The 26394-nt window shown below is 59.3% G+C and carries 24 protein-coding genes and 1 pseudogene; 12 read left to right on the top strand and 13 right to left on the bottom strand.

Annotation, left to right across the window (positions count from 1 at the left end; genetic code table 11):
- The first annotated feature begins 10 nt into the window (after positions 1-10).
- The 6 genes from nuoI to nuoN are packed head-to-tail and all read left to right on the top strand — an operon-like array spanning position 11 to position 6273.
- Positions 11-556: an NADH-quinone oxidoreductase subunit NuoI gene (gene nuoI / locus MMG91_RS03865; protein ID WP_019648466.1), complete on the top strand. Its 546-nt coding sequence runs from the start codon at positions 11-13 to the stop codon at positions 554-556.
- A 9-nt stretch (positions 557-565) separates the two neighbouring features.
- Positions 566-1069 (top strand): NADH-quinone oxidoreductase subunit J, encoded by a 504-nt coding sequence (gene nuoJ, locus MMG91_RS03860; RefSeq protein ID WP_007905076.1) that lies wholly within the window; start codon positions 566-568, stop codon positions 1067-1069.
- A 2-nt stretch (positions 1070-1071) separates the two neighbouring features.
- A complete protein-coding gene (nuoK, locus tag MMG91_RS03855) occupies positions 1072-1380 on the top strand; it encodes an NADH-quinone oxidoreductase subunit NuoK (RefSeq protein WP_007946416.1) in 309 nt (102 codons plus the stop codon).
- A complete protein-coding gene (gene nuoL / locus MMG91_RS03850) occupies positions 1377-3230 on the top strand; it encodes an NADH-quinone oxidoreductase subunit L (protein ID WP_310658801.1) in 1854 nt (617 codons plus the stop codon). The genes nuoK and nuoL overlap by 4 nt, the downstream gene beginning before the upstream one ends.
- Before the next feature lie 39 nt (positions 3231-3269).
- The gene (gene nuoM, locus MMG91_RS03845; protein WP_253544860.1) at positions 3270-4802 is read left to right on the top strand and encodes an NADH-quinone oxidoreductase subunit M; all 1533 of its coding nucleotides are present in this window, start codon (positions 3270-3272) and stop codon (positions 4800-4802) included.
- Positions 4803-4809: 7 nt separating this feature from the next.
- Complete coding sequence (gene nuoN, locus MMG91_RS03840; RefSeq protein ID WP_310658800.1) at positions 4810-6273, top strand: NADH-quinone oxidoreductase subunit NuoN; 1464 nt, start codon at positions 4810-4812, stop codon at positions 6271-6273.
- 141 nt (positions 6274-6414) lie between these two features.
- On the opposite strand, the gene MMG91_RS03835 is transcribed toward nuoN, so the two are convergent.
- Complete coding sequence (locus tag MMG91_RS03835) at positions 6415-6882, bottom strand: GNAT family N-acetyltransferase (RefSeq protein ID WP_310658799.1); 468 nt, start codon at positions 6880-6882, stop codon at positions 6415-6417.
- Between the two features lie 399 nt (positions 6883-7281).
- On the opposite strand from MMG91_RS03835, the pseudogene MMG91_RS28895 reads away from it, so the two are divergent.
- The 3 genes and pseudogenes from MMG91_RS28895 to MMG91_RS03825 all read left to right on the top strand — a co-directional run.
- A pseudogene (locus tag MMG91_RS28895) lies at positions 7282-7374 on the top strand (hypothetical protein); the annotation flags it as partial.
- A gap of 306 nt (positions 7375-7680) precedes the next feature.
- Complete coding sequence (locus tag MMG91_RS03830; RefSeq protein ID WP_310659071.1) at positions 7681-8031, top strand: toxin; 351 nt, start codon at positions 7681-7683, stop codon at positions 8029-8031.
- Positions 8021-8335: a DNA-binding transcriptional regulator gene (locus tag MMG91_RS03825; RefSeq protein ID WP_030130910.1), complete on the top strand. Its 315-nt coding sequence runs from the start codon at positions 8021-8023 to the stop codon at positions 8333-8335. The genes MMG91_RS03830 and MMG91_RS03825 overlap by 11 nt, the downstream gene beginning before the upstream one ends.
- 185 nt (positions 8336-8520) lie before the next feature.
- On the opposite strand, the gene MMG91_RS03820 is transcribed toward MMG91_RS03825, so the two are convergent.
- Genes MMG91_RS03820 through MMG91_RS03795 form a run of 6 tightly spaced genes read right to left on the bottom strand, consistent with a single transcriptional unit; the run spans position 8521 to position 14458 of the window.
- The gene (locus MMG91_RS03820; RefSeq protein WP_310658798.1) at positions 8521-10263 is read right to left on the bottom strand and encodes an ABC transporter substrate-binding protein; all 1743 of its coding nucleotides are present in this window, start codon (positions 10261-10263) and stop codon (positions 8521-8523) included.
- 48 nt (positions 10264-10311) lie between these two features.
- A complete protein-coding gene (locus MMG91_RS03815) occupies positions 10312-10584 on the bottom strand; it encodes a DUF2160 domain-containing protein (RefSeq protein ID WP_258622733.1) in 273 nt (90 codons plus the stop codon).
- A gap of 10 nt (positions 10585-10594) precedes the next feature.
- The gene (locus MMG91_RS03810; protein ID WP_290026443.1) at positions 10595-11395 is read right to left on the bottom strand and encodes a carbohydrate ABC transporter permease; all 801 of its coding nucleotides are present in this window, start codon (positions 11393-11395) and stop codon (positions 10595-10597) included.
- 8 nt (positions 11396-11403) lie between these two features.
- On the bottom strand, positions 11404-12270 hold the full coding sequence (locus MMG91_RS03805) for a carbohydrate ABC transporter permease (protein WP_310658797.1): 867 nt from the start codon (positions 12268-12270) through the stop codon (positions 11404-11406).
- Positions 12267-13364 carry an ABC transporter ATP-binding protein gene (locus MMG91_RS03800; protein ID WP_305446162.1) on the bottom strand — a complete coding sequence of 366 codons (1098 nt, stop codon included), beginning with the start codon at positions 13362-13364 and terminating at the stop codon, positions 12267-12269. Before MMG91_RS03800 ends, MMG91_RS03805 begins: the two co-directional genes overlap by 4 nt.
- Entirely contained in the window at positions 13364-14458 is a 1095-nt protein-coding gene (locus MMG91_RS03795; protein ID WP_030130905.1) for an ABC transporter ATP-binding protein, read from the bottom strand. The genes MMG91_RS03800 and MMG91_RS03795 overlap by 1 nt, the downstream gene beginning before the upstream one ends.
- A 304-nt stretch (positions 14459-14762) precedes the next feature.
- Between MMG91_RS03795 and MMG91_RS03790 the strand changes: the two genes are divergently transcribed.
- A complete protein-coding gene (locus MMG91_RS03790) occupies positions 14763-16613 on the top strand; it encodes a sigma-54-dependent Fis family transcriptional regulator (RefSeq protein ID WP_310658796.1) in 1851 nt (616 codons plus the stop codon).
- 107 nt (positions 16614-16720) lie between these two features.
- Here the strand turns inward: MMG91_RS03790 and cysS are convergent, their stop codons facing one another.
- Positions 16721-18103: a cysteine--tRNA ligase gene (cysS, locus tag MMG91_RS03785; RefSeq protein ID WP_310658795.1), complete on the bottom strand. Its 1383-nt coding sequence runs from the start codon at positions 18101-18103 to the stop codon at positions 16721-16723.
- Between the two features lie 24 nt (positions 18104-18127).
- Complete coding sequence (locus MMG91_RS03780; protein ID WP_310658794.1) at positions 18128-19825, bottom strand: glutamine--tRNA ligase/YqeY domain fusion protein; 1698 nt, start codon at positions 19823-19825, stop codon at positions 18128-18130.
- A 261-nt stretch (positions 19826-20086) separates the two neighbouring features.
- Between MMG91_RS03780 and MMG91_RS03775 the strand changes: the two genes are divergently transcribed.
- Together MMG91_RS03775 and lpxH are read left to right on the top strand one after the other, a co-directional pair.
- Positions 20087-20590 carry a peptidylprolyl isomerase gene (locus MMG91_RS03775; RefSeq protein WP_305446168.1) on the top strand — a complete coding sequence of 168 codons (504 nt, stop codon included), beginning with the start codon at positions 20087-20089 and terminating at the stop codon, positions 20588-20590.
- Positions 20587-21339: a UDP-2,3-diacylglucosamine diphosphatase gene (gene lpxH / locus MMG91_RS03770; RefSeq protein WP_310658793.1), complete on the top strand. Its 753-nt coding sequence runs from the start codon at positions 20587-20589 to the stop codon at positions 21337-21339. Before MMG91_RS03775 ends, lpxH begins: the two co-directional genes overlap by 4 nt.
- A 122-nt stretch (positions 21340-21461) precedes the next feature.
- Here the strand turns inward: lpxH and MMG91_RS03765 are convergent, their stop codons facing one another.
- The 4 genes from MMG91_RS03765 to MMG91_RS03750 all read right to left on the bottom strand — a co-directional run bounded on the left by MMG91_RS03765 (position 21462) and on the right by MMG91_RS03750 (position 26213).
- Positions 21462-22991: a DHA2 family efflux MFS transporter permease subunit gene (locus MMG91_RS03765; RefSeq protein ID WP_305502521.1), complete on the bottom strand. Its 1530-nt coding sequence runs from the start codon at positions 22989-22991 to the stop codon at positions 21462-21464.
- Between the two features lie 65 nt (positions 22992-23056).
- On the bottom strand, positions 23057-24259 hold the full coding sequence (locus tag MMG91_RS03760; protein WP_310658792.1) for an efflux RND transporter periplasmic adaptor subunit: 1203 nt from the start codon (positions 24257-24259) through the stop codon (positions 23057-23059).
- Positions 24260-24274: 15 nt separating this feature from the next.
- Complete coding sequence (locus tag MMG91_RS03755) at positions 24275-25744, bottom strand: efflux transporter outer membrane subunit (protein ID WP_310658791.1); 1470 nt, start codon at positions 25742-25744, stop codon at positions 24275-24277.
- The gene (locus tag MMG91_RS03750) at positions 25734-26213 is read right to left on the bottom strand and encodes a MarR family winged helix-turn-helix transcriptional regulator (RefSeq protein WP_052967722.1); all 480 of its coding nucleotides are present in this window, start codon (positions 26211-26213) and stop codon (positions 25734-25736) included. Before MMG91_RS03750 ends, MMG91_RS03755 begins: the two co-directional genes overlap by 11 nt.
- Positions 26214-26394: the final 181 nt, after the last annotated feature.

Genomic DNA, 26394 nt, shown 5'->3' with positions numbered 1-26394 from the left:
ATAGAGAATCATGAAGTACATTTTTGACATCGTGCATGGCTTCTTCACCCAGCTTCGCAGCCTGGTGATGATCTTCGGCCACGCCTTCCGCAAGCGCGACACGCTGCAGTACCCGGAAGAAGCCGTGTACCTGCCGCCGCGCTTCCGTGGGCGCATCGTGCTGACCCGCGACCCCGACGGCGAAGAGCGTTGCGTAGCTTGCAACCTGTGCGCCGTGGCGTGCCCGGTCGGTTGCATCTCGCTGCAGAAAGCTGAAACCGATGACGGTCGCTGGTACCCGGAGTTTTTCCGTATCAACTTCTCGCGCTGCATTTTCTGCGGCCTCTGCGAGGAAGCCTGCCCGACCACCGCGATCCAGCTGACACCGGATTTCGAGATGGCCGAGTTCAAACGTCAGGACCTGGTGTACGAGAAAGAAGATCTGCTGATCTCCGGCCCCGGCAAAAACCCTGATTACAACTTCTATCGTGTTGCAGGTATGGCGATTGCCGGTAAGCCGAAAGGCGCCGCGCAGAATGAAGCCGAACCGATCAACGTGAAGAGCTTGCTGCCTTAAGGAAGAAAGATGGAATTCGCTTTCTATTTCGCATCGGGTATCGCTGTTGTGTCCACGCTTCGCGTGATCACCAACACCAACCCCGTGCACGCCCTGCTCTACCTGATCATTTCGCTGATCGCCGTGGCCATGACGTTCTTCGCCCTCGGCGCACCGTTTGCCGGTGTACTGGAAGTGATCGCCTACGCCGGCGCCATCATGGTGCTGTTCGTGTTTGTGGTGATGATGCTGAACCTGGGCCCGGCCTCGGTTCAGCAAGAGCGTGTCTGGCTCAAGCCCGGTATCTGGCTGGGCCCGGTCGCACTCGGCACCCTGCTGCTGGTTGAACTGCTGTACGTGCTGTTCAGCGACGCCAGCGGTCAGGCCATCGGCCACACCACCGTAGACGCCAAGGCCGTGGGCATCAGCCTGTTCGGTCCGTATCTGCTGGTGGTCGAACTCGCCTCGATGCTGCTGCTCGCCGCAGCCGTCACGGCGTTCCACTTGGGCCGCAACGAAGCCAAGGAGCAATGACGATGCCTGCTATCCCTATGGAGCATGGTCTGGCGGTTGCCGGCATCCTGTTCTGCCTCGGTCTGGTCGGCCTGATGGTCCGGCGCAACATTCTTTTCGTGCTGATGAGCCTGGAGGTCATGATGAATGCCTCCGCGTTGGCGTTCATCGTTGCCGGTAGCCGTTGGGCGCAGCCGGATGGACAGATCATGTTCATTCTGGTGATCAGCCTGGCAGCCGCCGAGGCCAGTATTGGCCTGGCGATTCTGTTGCAGCTGTATCGCCGCTTCCACACTCTCGATATCGACGCTGCCAGCGAGATGCGCGGATGAACCTTCTCTATCTGACTTTCGTATTCCCTCTCATAGGTTTCCTGCTGCTGGCGTTCTCACGCGGTCGCTGGTCGGAAAACCTTTCGGCGCTGATCGGCGTCGGCTCCATTGGCCTGTCGGCAATCGTTACTGCTTACATAATCTGGCAGTTCAACGTTGCGCCCCCTGAAGGCGGTCACTATACCCAAGTGTTGTGGCAGTGGATGGCGGTGGAAGGCTTCACGCCTAACTTCGCGCTGTACCTGGATGGTCTGTCCCTGACCATGCTCGGTGTGGTGGTTGGCGTGGGCTTTCTGATCCACCTGTTCGCGTCCTGGTACATGCGCGGTGAAGCCGGTTACTCGCGCTTCTTCGCCTACACCAACCTGTTTATCGCCAGCATGCTGTTCCTGGTCCTGGCCGATAACCTGCTGTTCGTGTACTTCGGCTGGGAAGGCGTGGGCCTGTGCTCGTACCTGTTGATCGGTTTCTACTACAGCAACCGCAACAACGGTAACGCGGCACTCAAAGCCTTCATCGTGACCCGCGTCGGCGACGTGTTCATGGCCATCGGCCTGTTCATCCTGTTCCAACAGTTGGGTACGCTGAACATTCAGGAACTGCTGGTCAAGGCGCCTGAACACTTCAAGGCCGGTGACTTCTGGATCGTTCTGGCGACCCTGATGCTGCTGGGCGGCGCTGTCGGTAAATCCGCGCAACTGCCGCTGCAAACCTGGCTGGCGGATGCGATGGCCGGCCCTACCCCGGTTTCGGCACTGATCCACGCCGCGACCATGGTGACCGCCGGTGTCTACCTGATCGCCCGTACCCACGGTCTGTTCGCCCTGGCGCCGGATATCCTGCACCTGGTGGGTGTGGTCGGTGGCGTGACGCTGGTGCTGGCAGGTTTTGCCGCACTGGTTCAGACCGACATCAAACGTATCCTCGCCTACTCGACCATGAGCCAGATCGGCTACATGTTCCTGGCCTTGGGCGTCGGCGCATGGGAAGGCGCGATCTTCCACCTGATGACCCACGCCTTCTTCAAGGCGCTGCTGTTCCTTGCGTCCGGTTCGGTGATCGTTGCCTGCCACCACGAGCAGAACATCTTCAGGATGGGCGGCCTGTGGAAGAAACTGCCACTGGCCTACGCCAGCTTCATCGTCGGCGGCGCGGCCCTGGCGGCCTTGCCGCTGGTGACCGCGGGCTTCTACTCCAAGGATGAAATCCTCTGGGAAGCGTTCGCCAGCGGTAACCAGGGTCTGCTTTATGCAGGTCTGGTCGGTGCCTTCATGACCTCGCTGTACACCTTCCGCCTGATCTTCATCGCGTTCCACGGTGAAGCGAAGACCGAAGCGCACGCCGGTCACGGCATTGCTCACTGGCTGCCACTGTCGGTGCTGATCGTACTGTCGACGTTCGTCGGCGCGATGATCGTTCCGCCGCTGCACGGTGTCCTGCCAGAAAGCGTCGGCCATGCCGGCGGCGAAGCCAAGCACAGTCTGGAAATCGCCTCGGGCGCCATCGCCCTGGCCGGTATCCTGCTGGCCGCGCTGCTGTTCCTCGGCAAGCGCCGCTTCGTCACCGCCATCGCCAACAGCGGCATCGGCCGCTTCCTTTCGGCCTGGTGGTTCGCTGCCTGGGGCTTCGACTGGATCTACGACAAACTGTTCGTCAAGCCTTACCTTGCGATCAGCCACATTCTGCGCAAAGACCCGCTCGACCAGACCATAGGTCTGATCCCGCGTATGGCCAAAGGCGGTCACACCGCCCTGAGCCGCACCGAGACCGGTCAACTGCGTTGGTATGCCGCCTCGATGGCTGCTGGTGCCGTGCTGGTAATCGGCGCCGTCGTGCTGGTAGCGGTCTGATATGAACCTTGCGAACTTGCGAAAGGAAACGAGCCCGTCATGATTCTGCCCTGGCTAATCCTGATCCCCTTCATCGGCGGCCTGCTGTGCTGGATGGGTGAGCGCTTCGGCGCCACCCTCCCCCGCTGGATTGCGCTGATCACCATGTCCCTGCTGCTCTCCCTCGGCCTCTGGCTGTGGGCCAACGGTGACTATTCATTTGCTCCAGCACCGGGTGCCGATCCGACCTGGGTGATTGAGTTCAAACACGTCTGGATCCAGCGCTTCGGCATCAACGTGCACTTGGCCCTCGACGGCCTGTCGCTGTTGATGATCCTGCTGACCGGCCTGCTGGGTGTCCTTTCGGTACTCTGCTCCTGGAAAGAGATTCAGCGTCACGTGGGCTTCTTCCACTTGAACCTGATGTGGATCCTGGGCGGTGTCGTCGGCGTGTTCCTCGCCCTCGACCTGTTCATGTTCTTCTTCTTCTGGGAAATGATGCTGGTGCCGATGTACTTCCTCATCGCGCTCTGGGGTCACAGTTCTTCGGACGGCAAGAAAACCCGGATCTACGCAGCGACCAAGTTCTTCATCTTCACTCAGGCTTCCGGCCTGATCATGTTGGTGGCGATCCTGGGGCTGGTACTGGTCAACTTCAACGACACCGGCGTGATTACCTTCAACTACGCCGATCTGTTGAAAACCAAGATGTCGATGACCACCGAGTACATTCTGATGCTCGGCTTCTTCATCGCCTTCGCGGTCAAGCTGCCCGTGGTGCCGTTCCACTCCTGGTTGCCTGACGCTCACGCCCAGGCACCGACCGCGGGTTCCGTGGACCTGGCCGGTATTTTGTTGAAGACTGCGGCGTATGGCTTGCTGCGTTTCGCCCTGCCGTTGTTCCCGAATGCCTCGGCCGAGTTCGCGCCGTTCGCCATGGCCCTGGGTCTGATCGGGATCTTCTACGGTGCGTTCCTGGCCTTCGCGCAAACCGACATCAAGCGTCTGATTGCCTTCTCGTCCGTTTCCCACATGGGCTTCGTGCTGATCGGCATCTACTCCGGCAGCCAACTGGCGCTGCAGGGCGCAGTGATGCAGATGCTGGCGCACGGTCTGTCGGCCGCGGCACTCTTTATCCTCTCCGGTCAGCTGTACGAGCGTACCCACACCCGCGATATGCGCGAGATGGGCGGCCTGTGGTCGAAGATTGCCTACCTGCCGGCTCTGAGCCTGTTCTTCGCCGCCGCATCGCTTGGCTTGCCGGCGACCGGTAACTTTGTCGGTGAGTTCCTGATCCTGATCGGCACCTTCGCCAGCGCCCCATGGATCACTGTGATTGCGACGTCCGGCCTGGTGTTCGGTTCGGTGTACTCGCTGATCATGGTCCACCGTGCCTTCTTCGGCCCGTCGAAATCGGACGCGGTGTTGCATGGCATGGACGGTCGCGAACTGATCATGGTGGTTGGACTTGCGGCGCTGCTGATCTACATCGGCGTGTACCCGCAACCGTTCCTCGATACCTCTGCCGCGACGATGCATGGCGTGCAGCAGTGGCTCGGCACCGCCTTCACTCAACTCGCTTCGGCCCGGTAAGAGCGCTATGGAATTCACGACTCAACACTTTATCGCGCTTGCGCCGTTGTTGATCACCAGCGCCACGATCATCGTGGTGATGCTGGCTATCGCATGGCGCCGCAATCACTCACAGACCTTCCTGCTGTCGGTGGCAGGTCTGAACCTGGCGCTGCTGTCGATCCTGCCAGCCCTGAAAGTCGCGCCGCTGGCCGTGACTCCACTGCTGCAGATCGACACGTTCGCCTGCCTGTACATGGCGCTGATCCTGGTCGCCACCCTCGCCTGTGTGACCCTCGCCCACGCCTACCTGGGCGACGGCGGTACGGGCTACCCGGGCAACCGTGAAGAACTTTACCTGCTGATCCTGATGTCCGCCGCCGGTGGCCTGGTGCTGGTCAGCGCGCAGCACCTGGCCGGGTTGTTCGTCGGTCTGGAACTGCTCTCGGTACCGGTCTACGGTCTGGTGGCGTATGCCTTCTTCAACAAGCGCTCGCTGGAAGCCGGCATCAAGTACATGGTGCTGTCGGCCGCCGGTTCCGCGTTCCTGTTGTTCGGCATGGCCCTGCTCTACGCCGACGCTGGCAGCCTGAGCTTCAACGGCATCGGTCAGGCCCTCGCGGCCACCGGTCTGCCAAGTTCTCTGGCTCAACTGGGCCTGGGCATGATGCTGATCGGCCTGGCGTTCAAGTTGTCGCTGGTACCATTCCACCTCTGGACCCCGGACGTTTACGAAGGGGCTCCGGCACCGGTGGCAGCGTTCCTGGCCACCGCATCGAAAGTCGCTGTGTTCGCGGTGATGGTGCGTCTGTTCCAGATCTCGCCAGCGGCGAGCAGTGGCGTGCTGAGCGATGTGCTAACCATCATCGCCATCGCGTCGATCCTGTTCGGTAACCTGCTGGCACTGACCCAAAGCAACCTCAAGCGTCTGCTGGGTTACTCGTCCATCGCTCACTTCGGTTACCTGCTGATCGCCCTGGTGGCGAGCAAAGGCCTGGCCGTAGAAGCCATCGGCGTGTACCTGGTCACTTACGTGATCACCAGCCTCGGCGCGTTCGGTGTGATTACCCTGATGTCCTCGCCGTACAACGGCCGTGACGCGGATGCCCTGTACGAATACCGCGGCCTGTTCTGGCGCCGTCCGTACCTGACCGCCGTCCTGACCGTAATGATGCTGTCCCTGGCCGGTATTCCGCTGACCGCGGGCTTCATCGGCAAGTTCTACATCATCGCCACCGGTGTCGAATCGCATCAATGGTGGCTGGTCGGCTCCCTGGTACTGGGCAGCGCCATCGGCGTCTTCTACTACCTGCGTGTGATGGTCACCCTGTACCTGATGGAACCGAACCTGCGTCGCCACGATGCCCAGCTGCACTGGGAACAACGTGCAGGCGGCGTGATGCTGCTGGCGATTGCCGTACTGGCATTCTTCCTCGGCCTGTACCCACAGCCGCTGCTGAACCTGGTTCAACAATCGGGGTTGGCGGGTTGATCGCTTAAGCGATACTCGGTAGAAAACAGAAACGGCACCTTCGGGTGCCGTTTTTGCGTTTGTGGGATGATGGATTTTCAGAAACCCGTGATCGCAGCCTTTTTCTTGCTCCAGCTCCTGAGCGATCAAATCAAACCTGCACTATAAAAGCCCCTTCACCATAGGAACACACGCCAGTTGAAGCCCCGAAGGGGAATGGTAAATCGCAGGCTCCTCACCCACGAAACCGTAGCGTCGGTAAAAGTCAGCCGCATTCAAAGTGGCATCAAGCTTGACTTCTTCCAGGCCCAACTCTCGCGCCAGGCATTCGAGGTGGTCCAGGACTCTCCTGCCGATACCCCGCTGCATAAAGCCAGGATGCACAAAGATCGCGCCGATTTCGCTGTTCTCCAAGTCAAGCATTCCTGTCGCCACCGGCTCTCCGTCAATACAGCCCAGATAGAAGTGCTTCTCCATCAGTGTGTAATAGCCATCCTCGGCCGCACCAGCCGTCCAGGCCATTAGCTGCGTCTCGGTATAGGCGCCGATGCATTGATGCCGGATCGCTAAAAGGCGAATGTCGAATGCTGTCTGGGAATCGCTGTGGCTGGCTCGTCTAATTTCGAACATTTCACTCTCCGTCAGCCATGTTCGGACGGAGAACTAAAAAGCCCCGTCCATCTCTGGCGGGGCTTGGGGTAACACGTCAAATTCTAAGCACGCATGACCTCATGGCCCGCCAGAGGCGGTCATCGAGGAACACATCATGTTCATTCGGCGTATGTAAATCATGGGCGGATAGTGCTGGGGATGGCCAGACAAGTCAATCTCGAAGCGGCTTTGCGGAACCTGCGCTTTTGGCAAAGGCCGCCGTGCGCATGTTCCTGCAAGCTTTTGAGTACCCGTAGCAGCTACCGAACGAATGGCGATGCAGCGGGGACCACACGTCAATCGATTGCGACAAACCCTTCGGTCTGGCGCCGCCACAGACGTGCATACAACCCTCCTTGGACCAGCAGTTCATTGTGGATGCTGCTGGCGATTGCCGTACTGGCGTTCTTCCTCGGCCTGTACCCACAGCCGCTGCTGAACCTGGTTCAACAGTCGGGGTTGGCGGGTTGATCGTGTAGCGGTAGATCGTAGAAAACAGAAACGGCACCTTTGGGTGCCGTTTTTGCGTTTGGGGGACAAGATCAAAAGATCGCAGCCTTCGGCAGCTCCTACAGGGTATTGCGTACGCTTTTGATCCTTATTGCTCCCCCCTCTCCTCCCCAATATCCAGAATCGCCTCGCGGGTGAATCAGCCGCGTCCTACATCCCGATCCTGCCTTCGCCTTTAACGTAATGACTTGACCGAATTGGGCAGGAACAGAAGCCTTGACCTATTCGATTCTTGTGATAGAAATATACGCAGGTAACGTACAGAACATGGACGCTCTTTTTATCGAATTACCCGTATTTCAAAAGCATCGAAGTGAATACCTGGATGACGATCTGTTTCACCGGTTCCAGCAGGAGCTGCTGCAAAACCCGGAAGCGGGAGATGTCGTCGAAGACACCGGAGGTCTGCGCAAAATTCGAGTGGTGGATGAGCGGCGAAACAAGGGCAAGCGCGGTGGGCTGAGGGTGATTTATTACTGGTGGTCCGGTTTCGACCAATTCTGGCTCTTTACCTTGTATGGCAAAAACGAGCAGGACGATCTGACGCCACAACAGAAAAAACTGCTTAAAGAAATGCTTTATCGAGAAATCAAAGCGAGAACGAGCGATGAAACGTGACATTTTTTCCGAGCTGGTAGAGGGGTTTGAAGCCTTGGCCGATGAGCGCCAAGGTAAAGTCACACTCCGTACACACAAAGTAAAACTGGCCAAGCTCGCCCCGATCACCGCAGAGGAAGTGGTTGGCATCCGCCAGCAACTGAATCTCTCCCGGCCGGTGTTTGCGATGTACTTGCGCACCAACACCCGGACGCTGGAGAACTGGGAGCAAGGACGGGCGAAACCTAATGCTCAGGCGACAACACTGATCCGGCTGGTTGAGCGTTTTCCGGAGACGGTTCAACAACTGGCGGCGCTGACCTGAAGTGCCCGCGGTGTTTTCAATGACACCTTCGCGAGCAAACCCGCTCCCACAGGGGATCTCCAGTGAACACACCATTGGGGAACTACTACGATTAACTGCGTGTGGGCTTGTTCGTGAAGGCAGCCCATCAGGCACAAAGCAAAACGGCACCTTTCGGTGCCGTTCGCGTTTCACATTACATTCGATTACTTACGCGCTGCCTCCCACGATTTCAGCAGTTCGGCATAGCTCACGGTTTCGCCTTTAGGCTTCTCGTCCGCCAGTTTCGCTTTCGGCGCACCCGGCTGATCGAACCAGTACTGCGCATCCCGCTCAGGATTCATTTTCGGCCCGCAGGTCGGTTGTACCTTGGAGCGTTCCAGTCGGGTCATGATCGCATCCTGATCCTTGGCCAGACCGTCCAGTGCCTGTTGTGGCGTTTTCTCGCCACTGGCCGCTTCGGCGATGTGGCTCCACCACAGTTGCGCCAAACGAGGATAGTCCGGCACGTTGGTCCCGGTCGGGGTCCATTGCACGCGGGCCGGGCTGCGATAGAACTCCACCAGACCACCGAGTTTCGGCGCCAGGTCGGTCATGGCTTGCGAGTTGATGTCCGACTCGCGGATCGGGGTCAGGCCGACAATGGTTTTCTTCAGGGATACGGTTTTCGAGGTCACGAACTGCGCGTACAGCCAGGCTGCGAGTTTTTGCTTTTCAGGCGTGGACTTGAGGAAGGTCCAGGAACCGGCGTCCTGATAACCGAGCTTCATGCCCTCCTCCCAGTACGGACCTTTCGGCGAGGGTGCCATGCGCCATTTCGGCGTGCCGTCGGCGTTCATCACCGGCAGGCCCGGTTTGGTCATGTCGGCGGTAAACGCGGTGTACCAGAAAATCTGCTGGGCGATGTTGCCCTGGGATGGCACCGGGCCGGACTCGGAGAAGGTCATGCCTGCCGCTTCCGGTGGCGCGTATTTTTTCATCCAGTCAACGTATTTGGTGGTCGCATACACCGCCGCCGGGCCGTTGGTATCGCCACCGCGGGTTACGCTGGAACCAACCGGATGGCAGTCTTCGACACGGATGCCCCACTCGTCCACCGGCAAGCCGTTGGGAATGCCCTTGTCGCCAGCGCCGGCCATGGAGAACCAGGCGTCGGTGAAGCGCCAGCCGAGGGACGGGTCTTTCTTGCCGTAGTCCATGTGGCCGTAGACGCGTTTGCCATCGATTTCCTTGACGTCTTCGCTGAAGAACTTGGCGATGTCTTCATAGGCCGACCAGTTCACCGGTACGCCCAGTTCATAGCCGTATTTTTCTTTGAATTTCGCTTTCAGATCCGCACGCTCGAACCAGTCGGCGCGGAACCAGTAGAGGTTGGCGAATTGCTGGTCGGGCAGTTGATAGACCTTGCCGTCCGGCGCGGTGGTGAACGAGATGCCGATGAAGTCTTTGATGTCCAGCGTTGGCGAGGTGTAGGCCTTGCCTTCGTTGGCCATCAGGTCGGTGATCGATTCGGTTTTGCCATAGCGAAAGTGCGTACCGATCAGGTCCGAGTCGTTGACCCAGCCGTCATAGATGTTTTTGTCCGATTGCATCTGGGTCTGCAGCTTTTCCACCACGTCGCCTTCCTGCAGCAGGTCGTGGGTCAGCTTGATCCCGGTGATCTCGGTGAAAGCCTTGGCCAGCACCTTGGATTCATATTCGTGGGTGGCAATGGTTTCCGAAACCACCTTGATGTTCATCCCGCGAAACGGCTCGGACGCTTTGATAAACCACTTCAGCTCTTCGAGCTGCTGGGCTTCGGTCAGGGTGGACGGTTTGAACTCGCTGCCAATCCATTTCTTGGCGGCGTCTTCATAGGCATCGGCCCAGGCCGCAGCGCTCAACCCGCTGAGTGCCAGCATGGCTGCCAATGAAACGCTATGTCGCAGCTTATTGTTTTTGTCGAACATAGAGACCTCCTGTTTAGGTTTCGGAGCAACATTGCCGATCGATTTCGACTAGCCCCAACGCATCACAGCCAACAGCCACACCAGGGACAACGCGAACGCTACCCAGATGCTCCAGTCGGTGACGCCGATTACCAGCAAATGCAGGTAGGCGCTGCCGAGAAGACCGATAAACAACCGATCACCACGGGTGGTGGCAATCGGCAAAAAGCCACGCCGAGGGACACTCGGCGAACGCAACTCCCAGGTCGTCATGCCGGTCAGGATCAAGGCAATGACGCTGAAGAACGCCGCCGTGGGGCCAGTCCAACTCATCCATTCCATCATCAGTTCCTCATACCCGGCCCAGAGCAAAGCCCTTGGCCACGTGGTTGCGAACAAACCAGATCACCAGCATGCCCGGCAGGATGGTCAACACCCCCGCCGCCGCCAGCACACCCCAGTCGATGCCGGACGCCGAGACCGTGCGGGTCATCACCGCCGCGATGGGTTTGGCGTTCACCGAAGTCAGGGTTCGCGCCAGCAGCAGCTCGACCCAGGAAAACATGAAGCAGAAAAACGCCGTGACGCCGATCCCGGAGCCGATTAGCGGGATGAAGATCTTCACGAAGAACTTGGGGAAACTGTAGCCGTCGATGTAGGCGGTTTCGTCAATTTCCTTGGGAACGCCGGACATGAAGCCTTCAAGAATCCACACCGCCAACGGCACGTTGAACAGGCAATGGGCCAATGCCACCGCGATGTGGGTGTCGAACAGCCCGATCGACGAGTACAACTGGAAAAACGGCAGCAGGAAAACTGCCGGTGGTGCCATGCGGTTGGTCAGCAGCCAGAAAAACAGGTGTTTGTCACCGAGGAAACGATAGCGCGAGAACGCATACGCCGCCGGCAGCGCCACACTCAGAGAAATCACCGTATTCAGGCTCACGTAGTACAGCGAGTTGAGGTAACCGGTGTACCAGCTCGGATCGGTGAAGATCACCTTGTAGTTGGCGAAGGTGAAATCCTGAGGAAACAACGTCAGACCGCTGAGGATTTCGGTGTTGCTCTTGAAGGACATGTTCAGCAGCCAGTAGATCGGCACCAGCAGGAACAGGATGTAGATCAGCAGTGGAATCAGCTTTCTCTTGCTCATGGCGGGCCTCACCGATTGGCGTCAGAGTGAGTCATGGCGGTGTAGAACAGCCACGACACCAACAGGATGATCAGGAAGTACACCAGCGAGAAAGCCGCCGCCGGACCGAGGTCGAATTGCCCGATGGCCATTTGGGTCAAGGTCTGACTCAAGAAGGTCGTGGCATTGCCCGGACCGCCCCCCGTCAGAACGAACGGCTCGGTGTAGATCATGAAGCTGTCCATGAACCGCAGCATCACCGCGATCAGCAGCACGCTCTTGAGCTTGGGCAACTGGATGTGTCGGAAAACCGCCCAGGCCGACGCCCGATCAATCCGCGCCGCCTGGTAATACACGTCCGGAATTGCCCGTAGCCCGGAGAAACACAGCAGCGCCACCAACGACGTCCAGTGCCACACGTCCATCACCAACACCGTGACCCAGGCGTCCATGGTGTTGGACGCATAGTTGTAGTTGATGCCCATGGCATTGAGGCTCGAACCGAGCAACCCGATGTCGGCCCGGCCGAAAATCTGCCAGATGGTGCCGACCACGTTCCACGGAATCAGCAGCGGAATCGCCAGGATAATCAGCACCAGCGACGACCAACGGCCTTTGATCGGCATGGTCAGGGCGATGGCGATGCCCAACGGGATTTCGATCAGCAATACGCAGGCGGAGTAGATGAACTGGCGCAACAGGGAGTCATGCAACCGTGGGTCGAGCAGCACCTGCTTGTACCAGTCGGCGCCGACAAAGTAGCGGCTGGACTGGTCGAAAATGTCCTGCACCGAGTAGTTGACCACGGTCATCATCGGGATCACCGCACTGAATGCCACCAGCAGGAACACCGGTAACACCAGCCACCAGGCCTTGTTGTTCTGCACCTTGCTCATGGCAGCACCTCCAGCAGGTAATCATCGGCGTAGACCATCAGCCATTGCGCCGGAAAACTGATGTACGCCGTGCCTTCGGGTACCGGTTTGTCTTCGGCCAGGCGTACTTTGAGCGGCGCACCGTCGAGGTTCAGGGTCATGATCTTGTAAGTGCCAAGGTCTTCGACGTGTACGACCTGTGCCTGCATCGCGTCATCAAAGGGCTCGTCCCACACATGAATGAACTCCGGACGGATGCCGACTTTCAGGGTTTTCCATTCGGACTCGGCGATTCGTTTCTGCATCGCGTCAGACAACGGCAAGTGAGTCCCGGCAAAACCGACACCACCGGCTTGCGGCTGGACCTCGATCAGGTTCATCCCCGGACTGCCGATGAAATAACCGACAAAAGTGTGGCTCGGCCGCTCGAACAATTCCCGTGGCGTACCGAACTGCACGATTTGCCCGCCATACATCACTGCGATCTTGTCAGCGAAGGTCGAAGCTTCAAGCTGATCGTGGGTGACGTAGACCATAGTGATGTTGAACTGCTCGTGGATCTGCTTGAGCTTGCGCCGCAGCTTCCACTTCAGGTGCGGGTCGATCACTGTCAGCGGTTCATCGAAGAGGATCGCCGACACGTCATCGCGCACCAGCCCACGGCCCATGGAGACTTTCTGTTTTTCATCGGCGGTGAGGTTGCGCGCCTTCTTGGACAGCAATGCCTGGAGGTCAAGGACTTCCGCGATTTCGTGCACCTTGGTGTGAATTTTCGCCTCGTCCATACCCTGATTGCGCAATGGAAAGGCCAGGTTATCGAACACCGTCATGGTGTCGTAGACCACCGGAAACTGGAAAACCTGGGCGATATTGCGCTTTTCCGGGGTCAGTTCGTTGACCACTTTACTGTCGAACAGCACCTGGCCCTGAGACGGGCTGAGCAACCCGGAAATGATGTTGAGCAAGGTCGACTTGCCGCACCCCGAAGGCCCGAGCAACGCATACGCACCGCCCTGCTCCCAGACGTGGTCCATCTCGCGGATCGCGTAATCCTCAGGTCCGGTCGGCGTCGGGGTGTAGCTGTGGGCAAGGTTCTGCAAACGGATTTCGGCCATCAGGCAACCCTCGCAATGCGGCGACCAGGCGCCTGAACCAGCCGCCCCTGCATATCGAACACAAACAGTTTATGGGTCGGGATATAGATGCGAATCGGCGCGTCGACGTCGTATTCGTGAACACCCGGCAAGTGCAGCACCAACAGGAAATACTCGTTGCGCACGTGCAGGAAGGTTTCCGAACCGCTGATCTCGGCCACCTCGACGGTTACCGCCAGTTCCAGATCGTCGTCGTTGCTCGGCACCAGCGAGATATGGCTGGGGCGCACGCCAAAACGGAACTCCCCCTCGCCCACCGGTCGCAGATCGACGTTCAACGGAAAGTGCACGAAATTGGCGAAACTGACTTCGTTGCCGGCGATGCGCCCCGGCATCAGGTTGATCGGCGGCTCGGAGAACAGCTCCGCCGCCAGCACGGTTTGCGGCTGGTGATAGACCTCAGAGGACTTGCCGCTCTGAATCACCCGGCCTTCGTGAAGAATCGTGGTGGTGCCGCCCAGTGCCAGGGCTTCGTTGGGTTCCGTGGTGGCATAAATCGCGATGGTGTGCCGGGCCTTGAACAGCTCGCGCATTTCCTGGCGCAGTTCTTCGCGCAGCTTGTAGTCGAGGTTGACCAGTGGTTCATCGAACAGAATCAGCTCGGCATCCTTGACCAGCGCCCGGGCCATGGCTGTGCGTTGTTGCTGACCGCCCGAGAGCTCCAAAGGATAACGCTGGAGGAATTTCTCGATGCGCAGCATCTTCGCGGTTTCCAGCACTTTGCTCTGGATCAGCTCATTGGAAACACCGGACTGACGCAGCGGCGAAGCGATGTTCTCGAACACCGTCATGGTCGGGTAATTGATGAACTGCTGATAAACCATCGATACGTTGCGCAAACGCACCGGGCGCTGGGTGACGTCGACGCCGTTCATCAAGATGCGGCCGCTGTCGGGCTTGTCCAGACCTGCCATCAGGCGCATGAGGCTGGTTTTGCCGGACAGCGTGCGACCGAGCAAAACATTGAACGATCCGGGTTCGAAGTTAAGGCACGCATCGTCGATCCAGGTCTGGCCCTCGACGGTGCGGCTGACGTGCTCCAGGATTAGTGACATGGCTCGGCCTTTTTATTATTGGAGTCAAGCGACCGGAGCACTACAGCGACATTCGTGCCAGAAATTCCAAGCGGTTGATCTGGCTTGAAATTCTTTCGAATGAGATAAAAACAGCGTTCGTTGCTGAACAGAAATGAACAATCGCGACTGAACAATTGAACAGTTCAAAGATTGACAATGAACAAATGTGAACAACACTCTACAGACGTTTTTAGCCACACATTGCTCCTACGGGGTATGTGGCGTTTGAACGTGATGCAAAACCTATAACAACAATAAAAGCGTTATACAGAGGCTGACTGTAATGGCCGCACCTGCCCCCGTGTTATCCCACGACGCCATCATCCAGGACTCCTGGTCCCGCTGCCGCGCGTTCGGGCTCGATCATCAGAGCGCGCCAGCGTTCGATCAGCTACCCGCCGATGGCATCGCCCAGTTGCTGGAGAGCCAGCATTCACTGGTGCAGACCACCCATCAGGAAGTCCTGCCGTATTACGAGAACATCCTCAGCAACTCCAATTGCCTGATCATGCTTGCCGATAATCAGGGCCAGGTGCTGACGTCCTGGGGTACCCAGCGTTTCATCGAGCCGAGCCTGACTCGCGGTTTCAGCGCCGGCGCCAGCTGGATGGAGCGTTGCAGCGGGACCAACGCCATCGGTACTGCGTTGGCCTGCGAGCAGGCCGTGCACATCGAGCATGACGAACATTTTCTCAAGGCCAACCGCTTCATGACTGGCTCCGCCGCACCGATTTTCGATGCCGAGCGCAAGGTGATCGCGGTACTGGATGTGTCCAGCGACAGCTACCTGCCGCCATCGCACACCTTGGGCATGGTCAAGATGATGAGCCAGACTGTGGAAAACCGGCTGATCCTCAACCTGTTCCATGGCCAGCATTTCCAACTGACTTTCAACACCGGGCTGAATAACCTCGACAGCCAATGGGCCGGGTTGCTGATCTTCGACGAAACCGGTCAGGTGCTGTCGGCCAATCGCCGGGCCGACAACTTGCTGGGCATCAGCCTGTCGCGGGTCAGCGTCGAAAGCTTGTTCAAAGTCTCATTGCTGGAGTTGCTGAACCAGCCGGACGGCCTGCCGTTTGCCCTGCAAGCCTCGGGGCGCAACCGTTTTCAATGCCTGTTGAAACGGCCGAAACAGGCGCCGATTCATGCTCGACTGTTTTCTGAACCCAAGAGCGCCGAACCCACCGTGGCGACGCCTGCCGCCATCAGCCTCAATACCCTGCATTTTGGCGACAGCCGCGTGGAAAAAGCCGTGCGCCAGGCCGAGCGCTTGCTGGAAAAAGACATTCCGCTGTTGATCCACGGGGAAACCGGGGTCGGCAAGGAAGTCTTCGTCAAAGCCCTGCACCAGGCCAGCTCGCGCAGCAAACAGCCGTTCATTGCCGTCAACTGTGCAGCGATCCCCGCCGAACTGGTGGAATCCGAATTGTTTGGCTATGAGAAAGGCGCATTCACCGGCGCCAATCAGAAAGGCAGCATCGGGCTGATCCGCAAGGCCGACAAAGGCACCCTGTTCCTCGATGAAATCGGCGACATGCCGCTGCCGACCCAGGCCCGACTGTTGCGGGTATTGCAGGAGCGTTGCGTGCAACCGGTGGGCAGCAGCGAGCTGTTCCCGGTGGACATTCGGATTATTTCGGCGACCAACCGCTCGTTGCGCGAACAGGTTCAACTGGGGCGGTTTCGTGAGGATTTGTATTACCGCATTGGTGGTTTGACCCTGGAACTGCCGCCGCTACGGGAACGCAGCGATAAGGAAGCGTTGTTCAAACGGCTGTGGGAACAGCATCGCGAACCGAGCCAATGGGCTGGCTTGAGCCGTGAAGTGATGGAGTTGTTCAGTCGTCATCCGTGGCCGGGGAATTTGCGCCAGGTGAGCAGTGTGATGCAGGTAGCGCTGGCCATGGCCGAGGAACAACCCGTGCGGCCGGAGCATTTGCCGGATGATTTTTTTGTCGATCTGGAGATGGAGCCGGTGGATTCGCCGGAGCCGATAGCGGTTGATTTGAATGATGCCGAGGAATTAAATCGGCAGTTGCAGGCGGCTGGGGGGAATATTTCGCACCTGGCGCGGCGGTTGGGGGTTAGTCGCAATACCCTTTACAAGCGATTGCGTCAGTCAGGCGACTGATCATTCCCACGCTCCGCGTGGGAATGCAGCCCGGCACGCTCTGCGTCCCAAGAGCCGAACGCGGAGCGTCCGTTGAGGCATTCCCACGCGGAGCGTGGGAACGATCATCAGTCAGCTAGACGCCAGGTCGTCCCGCCCTTGCCGTCTTCCAGCACCACGCCCATGGCGGTGAGCTGGTCGCGGATGCGGTCGGATTCGGCCCAGTCCTTATTGGCACGAGCCGTCAAACGAGCCTGGATCAGTGCATCGACTTGCGCCGCATCAACCCGCCCTTCGGCACCGGCCTGCAGGAAGTCATCGGCCTCAAGCTGCAACACACCCAGCACACTCGCCAATTCTTTCAAACGAGCCGCCAGACCGGCCGCCGCATCGAGATCGCTCTCGCGCAGACGGTTGATCTCGCGAACCATCTCGAACAGCACCGCACAGGCTTCCGGGGTGCCGAAGTCGTCGTTCATCACCTGAGTGAAACGCTCGACAAAGGCTTCGCCACCCGCCGGCGCCACGTTCGGCAGGCCTTTCAACGCATGGTAGAAACGCTCGAGTGCGCCTTTGGCGTCCTTGAGGTTGTCTTCCGAATAGTTGATCGCGCTGCGGTAGTGGCTGGACACCAGCAGGTAACGCACGACTTCCGGGTGGTACTTTTCCAGCACGTCGCGAATGGTGAAGAAGTTGTTCAAGGACTTGGACATCTTCTCGCCATTGATGCGAATCATGCCGCAATGCATCCACGTGTTGGCGTAGGTCTTGCCGGTGGCCGCTTCGCTCTGGGCGATTTCGTTTTCATGGTGCGGGAACTCGAGGTCGCTGCCGCCGCCATGAATGTCGAATGTCTCGCCGAGGCAGCAGGTCGACATCACCGAGCACTCGATGTGCCAGCCCGGACGCCCGGCACCCCACGGCGAAGGCCAGCTCGGCTCACCCGGTTTGGTGGCTTTCCACAGCACGAAGTCCAGCGGGTCCTGTTTTGACTCGTCGACTTCGATGCGTGCGCCGATGCGCAGGTCTTCGATCTTCTTGCGCGACAGCTTGCCGTAGCCCATGAACTTGGCGACGCGGTAGTACACGTCGCCATTGCCCGGTGCGTAGGCATAGCCTTTGTCGATCAGGGTCTGGATCATGCTCAGCATGCCAGGGATATGATCGGTGGCCCGCGGCTCCATGTCCGGCTTGAGGATGTTGAGGCGCGCCTCGTCCTCGTGCATCGCGGTGATCATGCGCTCGGTCAGCACGTCAAACGGCTCGCCGTTCTCCTTCGCCCGATTGATGATCTTGTCTTCGATGTCGGTGATGTTGCGCACATAGGTCAGGTTATAACCGCTGAACCGCAACCAGCGGGTCACCAGGTCGAACGCGACCATGCTGCGGCCATGGCCAATGTGGCAGTAGTCGTACACGGTCATCCCGCAGACGTACATGCGCACATTGTTGCCATCCAGAGGCTTGAAGACTTCTTTGCTCTTGGTGAGCGTGTTGTAGATCGTAAGCACGAATGCTCCTTCCTTAACGCTGAATCACTGGCCCCACGAATCGCGCAGGGTCACGGTACGGTTGAACACCGGTTGACCGGGCTTCGAGTCCTTGATATCCGCGACGAAGTAACCTTCGCGCTCGAACTGGAAACGGTCTTCCGGCTGTGCATTGCCAAGCGAAGGCTCGGCACGACAACCGGTGAGGACTTGCAGCGAGTCAGGGTTGATGTTGTCCAGGAAACTGGCGCTGTCTTCGGCCTTTTCCGGGTTGGCCGAACGGAACAGGCGATCGTACAAACGCACTTCGCATTCAACGCTCGCCGCGGCCGGCACCCAGTGCACCACGCCTTTGACCTTGCGGCCTTCCGGGTTCTTGCCCAGGGTGTCCGGATCGTAGGAGCAACGCAGTTCGACGATGTTGCCATCGGCGTCCTTGATCGCTTCGTCGGCACGGATCACATAGCTGCCGCGCAGACGCACTTCGCCGTTCGGCTCCAGGCGCTTGTAGCCTTTCGGCGGCTCTTCCATGAAATCTTCACGGTCGATGTAGAGCTCACGGGCAAACGGCAATACGCGCACGCCCATGTCTTCTTTCGGGTGGCACGCCAATTCGAGGTTTTCGACCTGGCCTTCCGGGTAGTTGGTGATCACGACTTTCAGCGGACGCAACACGCACATGGCGCGTGGGGCGCTGTGGTCGAGGTCGTCACGGATGCTGAATTCGAGCATGCCGAAGTCGACTACGCCGTCGGAACGGTTGGTGCCGATCATTTCGCAGAAGTTGCGGATCGATTTCGGCGTGTAGCCACGGCGGCGGAAGCCCGACAGCGTGGACATGCGCGGATCGTCCCAGCCATTCACGTGCTTTTCATCGACCAGTTGCTTGAGCTTGCGCTTGCTGGTGATGGTGTAGTTCAGGTTCAGGCGGCTGAACTCGTACTGACGCGGGTGCGCCGGTACTGGCAGGTTGTCGAGGAACCAGTCGTACAGCGGACGGTGGCTTTCGAATTCCAGGGTGCAGATCGAGTGGGTAATGCCTTCGATGGCGTCCGACTGACCGTGGGTGAAGTCGTAGTTCGGGTAGATGCACCACTTGTCGCCGGTCTGGTGGTGATGCGCGTGACGGATGCGATACATGATCGGGTCGCGCAGGTTCATGTTCGGCGAGGCCATGTCGATCTTGGCCCGCAGCACGCGTGCGCCGTCCGGGAATTCGCCGGCGCGCATGCGGGCGAACCAGTCGAGGTTTTCTTCCACGGAGCGGTCGCGGAACGGGCTGTTCTTGCCCGGTTCGGTCAGGCTGCCACGGTATTCCTTGGCTTGTTCAGGGGTCAGGTCGTCGACGTAGGCCTTGCCGGCCTTGATCAGCTCTACCGCCCAGTCGTGCAACTGGTCGAAATACTGCGAGGCATAGCGCACTTCACCGGACCATTCGAAGCCCAGCCATTTGACGTCGCTTTCGATCGCGTCGATGTATTCCTGGTCTTCCTTGGCCGGGTTGGTGTCGTCGAAACGCAGGTGCGTGACGCCGCCGAACTCCTGGGCCAGGCCGAAGTTCACACAGATCGACTTGGCGTGACCGATGTGCAGGTAGCCGTTGGGCTCGGGCGGGAAACGAGTAACGATCTGCGTGTGCTTACCCGAGTCCAGGTCCGCCTGGATGATCGGGCGCAGGAAATTGACCGGCACGGCAGGGCCGGTCTTGGAATTCGAGGTAGGGTCGACAGTGGGCTTGCTCATAGGATCCTTGAACGTACAAGTGCGCGGCCAGTTGGCCAAATCGAAGCGGCTGTTATAAATCAAAGGGGCTTATCATAGCCGATGCTGTCAAGTGGCTGACAGAGCAGGCCGGCAATCGGTTGCATTTAATCGGCCGGCGATAAAAAACAGCCTCGAAATTCGCGCCCGGCACGCTAAACTGCCTGCCTTGGCCGACACTGGCCAGACCGGTTGAGGGCCAAAGCGCCCCGAACCCACGAATTTCTATAAAGAGTACTGATCATGACTCAAGTCAAACTGTCTACCAACTTCGGCGACATCGTCCTGAAACTGAACGCTGAAAAGGCACCGCTGACCGTTGCCAACTTCATCGAATACGTCAAGGCCGGTCACTACGAAAACACCGTTTTCCACCGCGTCATTGGTAACTTCATGATCCAGGGCGGCGGTTTCGAGCCAGGCATGAAAGAAAAGAAAGACAAGCGCCCAAGCATCCAGAACGAAGCCGACAACGGCCTGCCGAACAAGAAGTACAGCGTTGCCATGGCCCGCACCATGGAGCCGCATTCGGCATCCGCGCAATTCTTCATCAACGTGGCTGACAACAGCTTCCTGAACCACAGCGCCAAGACCGTTCAGGGCTGGGGCTATGCCGTATTCGGTGAAGTGGTTGAAGGCACCGACGTGGTCGACAAGATCAAAGGCGTGGCCACCACCTCCAAGGCCGGTCACCAGGACGTACCCGCAGAAGACGTGATCATCGAGAAAGCCGAGATCATTGAGTGATACTGCTGATTTCAGACTTGCATCTGGAAGAGGAGCGCCCGGACATTACCCGGGCGTTTCTGGATTTGCTCGCTGGACGCGCCCGTTCAGCGAGTGCGTTGTACATTCTGGGCGACTTTTTCGAGGCGTGGATTGGCGACGATGCCATGACAGCCTTCCAGCGTTCCATCTGCCAGGCCCTGCGGAACTTAAGCGACAGCGGCACGGCCATTTTTCTGATGCACGGCAATCGCGACTTCATGCTGGGCCAGGCTTTCTGCAAACAGGCCGGCTGCACGTTGCTGAAGGACCCGAGTGTCGTGCAGTTCTACGGCGAGCCGGTGCTATTGATGCACGGCGACAGCCTCTGCACTCGCGACGAAGCGTACATGAAGCTGCGTCGTTATCTGCGCAACCCGATCACCCTGTTCATCCTGCGGCACCTGCCCTTGCGCACTCGCCACAAACTGGGGCGCAAGCTGCGAAGTGAAAGCCGTGCACAGACGCGGATGAAGGCCAATGACATTGTCGATGTCACGTCGGAAGAAGTGCCGCGGATCATGCAGCACTATGGCGTGAAAACCTTGATCCATGGTCATACCCATCGCCCCGCCATCCACAAGTTGCAGATTGGCGAGCAGGCGGCCAAACGCATTGTGTTGGGGGATTGGGACCGTCAGGGCTGGGCGTTGCAGGTGGATGAGCAAGGGTTTGCGTTGGCGCCATTTGATTTCACCCCTCCCCCGCAGTTGGCAGCACCCGCGAACTAACTGCCGAACAAAAGAACCTGTGGGAGCGGGCTTGCCCGCGATAGCGGAATCACATTCAACAACTTTGTTGACTGATACACCGTCATCGCGGGCAAGCCCGCTCCCACAGGGACTGTGTTGACTCAATGACCGGCTGCTGCAGGCCCCGCCTTCGCCGCAAACGGCGGTTTCGCCAGCCACACCAACAGAATCAACCCCATGAACGCCCACCCCAGCAACGTGAAGTAATCCACGGTGGAGAGCATGTACGCCTGGCTGGTCAGCACATGATCCAGCTGCGCGTAGGCCGGGTTACCCGCCCCGCCCAGTGAGTTCAACGCCTCCCGGGTCGCCGGCTCATAGGTGGTGATGCTTTCACTCAAATACGCATGGTGCTGATCGGCGCGGCGGATCCAGATCCAGGTGGTCAACGATGCAGCAAAACTACCGCCCAGGGTCCGCAGGAAGGTCGCAAGCCCTGCGCCGTCGGCAATCTGGCTCGGCGGCAAATCCGACATCAAAATGCTCAAGGTCGGCATGAAGAACAGCGCCACCCCGATGCCCATGAACAGCTGCACCAAAGCGATGTGCTGGAAGTCCACTTCGTTGGTAAACCCGGCGCGCATGAAGCAACTCAAACCGATGCACAGGAACGCGCCACCGGCCAACAATCGCAGGTCGAACCTGTGCGCGTACTTGCCGACAAACGGCGACAGCAGCACCGGCAAAATACCGATCGGCGCCACCGCCAATCCGGCCCAGGTGGCGGTGTAGCCCATCTGGGTTTGCAGCCATTGCGGCAGGATCAAGTTGATGCCGAAGAACCCGGCATAACCGCCCACCAGCACGATGGTGCCGATGCGGAAGTTGCGGTAAGCGAACAGCCGCAGGTTGACGACCGGGTGTTTGTCGGTCATTTCCCAGATCACGAACACCGCCAGCGCAATCACTGAAATAGCCGCGCCGATGATGATGAAATTCGACTCGAACCAGTCCAGGTCATTGCCCTTGTCGAGGATCACCTGCAACGCGCCGACGCCAATGATCAAGGTGATCAAACCCACGTAATCCATCGGCTGGTAACTGGTCACCACCGGACGCGCCTTCAGCTGCTGGCGCACCACCATCACCGCGAAAACCCCGATCGGTACGTTGATGAAGAAAATCCACGGCCAGCTGTAGCTGTCAGTAATCCAGCCGCCGAGGATCGGCCCTGCAATCGGTGCCACCACCGTGACCATCGCCAGCAACGCCAGGGCCATGCCTCGCCTGGCAGGCGGATAGACCGCGATCAGCAGCGTCTGGGTCATCGGGTACAACGGCCCGGCCACCAGGCCTTGAAGCACCCGAAAGCCAATCAGCTCCGGCATCGAAGTCGAGATACCGCACAGAAACGAAGCCAGCACGAACAGCATGGTCGCCCAAAGAAACAGCTTCACCTCACCGAAACGCCGACTTAGCCAACCGGTCAGCGGCAGCGCGATGGCGTTGCTCACGGCAAACGAGGTGATGACCCAGGTGCCCTGCTCCGAACTCACCCCAAGGTTGCCGGAAATCGTCGGCAAAGCCACGTTGGCGATGGTGGTGTCGAGCACCTGCATGAAGGTCGCCAGCGACAGGCCGATGGTGCTGAGCAGCAGGCTGGGCGGCGTGAAAGAGGCGTTATTGCTCATCGCGAATCCTTTGAAGCTTGGCGGGCACTGCGCCGTTTAACCGGCGCAGCTGACGGACTGGCGAATCAGCGGTGCGCGGTTTTACTGACCGCGGCGCTGTTGTCGTGGATCAACTGGGTGATCATCGCGTCGGCCTCGGCCAATTGACGGTCGTAGACGCTGGTGCTGAACGACGCCTTTTGCGGCGGCTGTTGCGCCAGCACCGGACCACTCTGGTCACGCAGGCTCACATCGACCTGAGTCGACAGGCCGACCCGCAACGGGTGTTTGGCCAACTCTTCAGCATTGATGTGAATCCGCACCGGCACCCGCTGGACGATCTTGATCCAGTTACCGGTGGCGTTCTGCGCCGGCAGCAAGGCGAACGCGCTGCCGGTCCCGGCGCCGAGGCTGTCGATAGTGCCGCTGTATTTGACGTCGCTGCCGTAGAGGTCGGCCTCGATGTCCACCGGCTGGCCGATACGCATGTCACGCAGTTGGGTTTCCTTGAAGTTGGCGTCGATCCACAGCTGATCCAGCGGGATCACCGCCATCAGCGCCGTGCCCGGCTGAACCCGCTGACCGAGTTGCACGGTACGTTTGGCGACATAACCGGTGACCGGTGCAATCAAGGTGCTGCGGGCATGAGTGAGGTACGCCTGGCGCAGTTGCGCGGCGGCGGACATCACGTCCGGGTGCGACGACACCACGGTGTCATCCACCAGCGCGCTGGTGGTCATGAGCTGTTGTTTGGCGTTGGCCAGGGCGTTTTGCGCCGAGATCAGGTCATCGCGCGCGTGAGACAGCTCTTCCTGGGAAATCGCCCCGCCAGCAGCGAGGTTTTTCCGGCGATTGAAGTTGTCCTGAGCCTTTTGCACTTCGGCCTGCTGCGCATTGACCTGGGCTTTCATGCCGTCGACGTTGCTGTATAAACCGCGCACTTGGCGCACGGTGCGGGCCAGATTGGCCTGGGCACTTTGCAGACCGACTTCGGCGTCGTTCGGGTCGAAGTTGACCAGCACCTGGCCTTCGTGGACCAGATCGCCATCGTCGGCGCCAATACTGACCACGGTGCCGGTGACCAGCGGAGTGATTTCCACCACGTTGCCGTTCACATAGGCGTCGTCGGTGCTTTCATTCCAGCGACCGTAAAATTGGTGATAACTCCAGACGCCGAGTCCGGCGAGGATCACCACTATCGTCAGTACAAACAGCATCACTTTGCGTTTGCGTGGATTGCTCGCGTCTTGAGCGTTGTCAGGAGCTTGGGATGTATCGACAGTGGCCATGACGAGTACCTTGAATTAGTTGTGCTGCGTGTCTGGGGTTGCGTTGGCCGCGGCCAGGGTTTCGCCCTGGAAGCCGCCGCCCAGCGCTTGCATCAGTTGAATCGACAGGTCGATCTGCTCGGCATTCAGGTTGGCTAGCTGACGCTGGGCCTGGAACAATTGCTGCTCGATGCTGAGCACGTCCAGGTAATTACCGATGCCGGAACCATAGCGCTGGACCACGGTGTTGTAAGAATCCTGAGCAATGTCGGTGGCGTGCTGCTGGGCGCCGATTTGCCGGCCGATATCACGCAGCTGGTTGATGGTGTCGCTGACATCGCCCAAGGCTTTCACCAGGCTTTTGTTGTACTGCGCCACCGCGAGGTCGTAATCGGCATCGCGAGAATCGAGGTCAGCCCGCAGGCGGCCGCCGTCGAAAATCGGCACCGAGATCGTCGGCGCGACGTTGAAGAAGCGACTCGCCGAACCGAACATTGCATCGCCCAGCAACGACTCGACACCCGCCGCCGCGCTCAGGTTGAGGTTGGGGTAGAACCGGGTCTTGCCCGCGGCGATGTTTTTGCTCGCGGCTTCAACCCGCCAGCGTGCGGCCACCAGGTCCGGACGACGACCGAGCAATTCCGCCGGCAGCACCGACGGTAAAGCCACGGCGCTGGCCCGGAGGACTTTCGGTCGGGCGATTTCGTTACCACGATCCGGACCTTTGCCCAGCAGCACGGCCAAGGCGATTTTCGCGCTTTGCAGGCGTTTTTCGGCGTCGATCAGGCTGGCCTGGGCGCTGGCTTCCAGGCTTTCGGTCTGTTGGAACTGGTACTGACTGTCGATCCCCGAGCTCAGGCGACGCTGGCTGAGGTCGAGCATTTGTTGGGTGCGCTTGAGGTCTTCGCTGGCCAGGTCATGGATGATGTGCGCCTGCCCCAGATCGCTGTAGGCGCGGGCGACGTCGGCGGACAAGGTCAACTGCGCGGCCTGCTGATCGACTTCGGCGGCACGGGCCTGGCCCAATGCGGCTTCCCAGGCATCGCGCTGACCGCCCCAAAGGTCGAAGTTGTAATTGAAACTGGCACCGAGATTACGCACGGTGGAGTACGTCCCGCCCTGCCCGCTCGGGTCCTGATCACGAGCCAAACGCGAACGGCTGACGCCGGCGCTGGCATCGAGGGTCGGCATCCGCGCGGCGTCGGCGGCATACGCGGCGGCGCTGGCTTGATGGGCGCGGGCGTCGGCGATTTGCATGTCAGGGCTGTCGTGCAGGGCTTCGCGGATCAGACCGTCGAGCTGCGGGTCGCCGAGGCTTCTCCACCAGTCGCTTTTCGGCCACGCCGCGGGCGACAGGGTCACGCCGCTGAGGGACTGCCCGGCCTTGAGATTTTTCGCATCGAGGCTGACGCCTTCGGTGGTCAGGCCGCTGTAACTGGCGCAACCGGCGAGGCTCATGGCCAACAGCACCAGACTCAGGCCGGTACGCAGGCGTTTACTGTTCATTGCCACCTACCCGCAGCAGGGTGATCGAGTCACCCGCCGCTACCAGAATTTTCTTCAGGATCTGTTCGAGGGTTTTCAATTCTTCCGGGGTGATGGCGCCGGCCAGTTCATTCATGGCGTCGGCGCCGATCTGCGGCAACTGGTCGGTCAACTGTTGGCCTTGTTCGGTCAGCACCAGTTGTACCTGACGGCGGTCTGCCTCGGAGCGTTGGCGGGCGAGGAAACCTTTCTGTTCCAGACGATCGAGCATGCGAGTCATCGAACCGCTGTCCAGCGACAGGTGACGGCATAGCTCGGCCGGGGTATCGACGCCGAACTGGGCCATGATGATCAGCACTTTGAACTGCGCGGCGGTGATGCCGTGGGGTTCCATGTGCGTGTCGATGATCCGGTCCTTGAGCAGCGCGGCGCGCCCGAGCAAAAGGCCGAGATGGCAATTATGGAAATCGTATGAGGTGAAATGTTTCATCTGACCACCGATTAGCTGCCTAGGCAGTGAATGTATGTCGAGATGTTACTGCCTAGGCAGCGAATGTCAACGCAATAATTAGGTTGCTTTGTATTTGGTTGATAAATGGTGCACCGCTGATCATTCCCATGCTCTGCGTGGGAATGTTTCAACGGACGCTCTGCGTTCGGCTTGGGAAGGG

Origin of the sequence: Pseudomonas sp. JL3, assembly GCF_031570575.1 — a bacterium.
In the GTDB taxonomy this organism is placed as follows: domain Bacteria; phylum Pseudomonadota; class Gammaproteobacteria; order Pseudomonadales; family Pseudomonadaceae; genus Aquipseudomonas; species Aquipseudomonas cucumis.
This window is presented reverse-complemented; position numbering and strand designations above follow the sequence as displayed.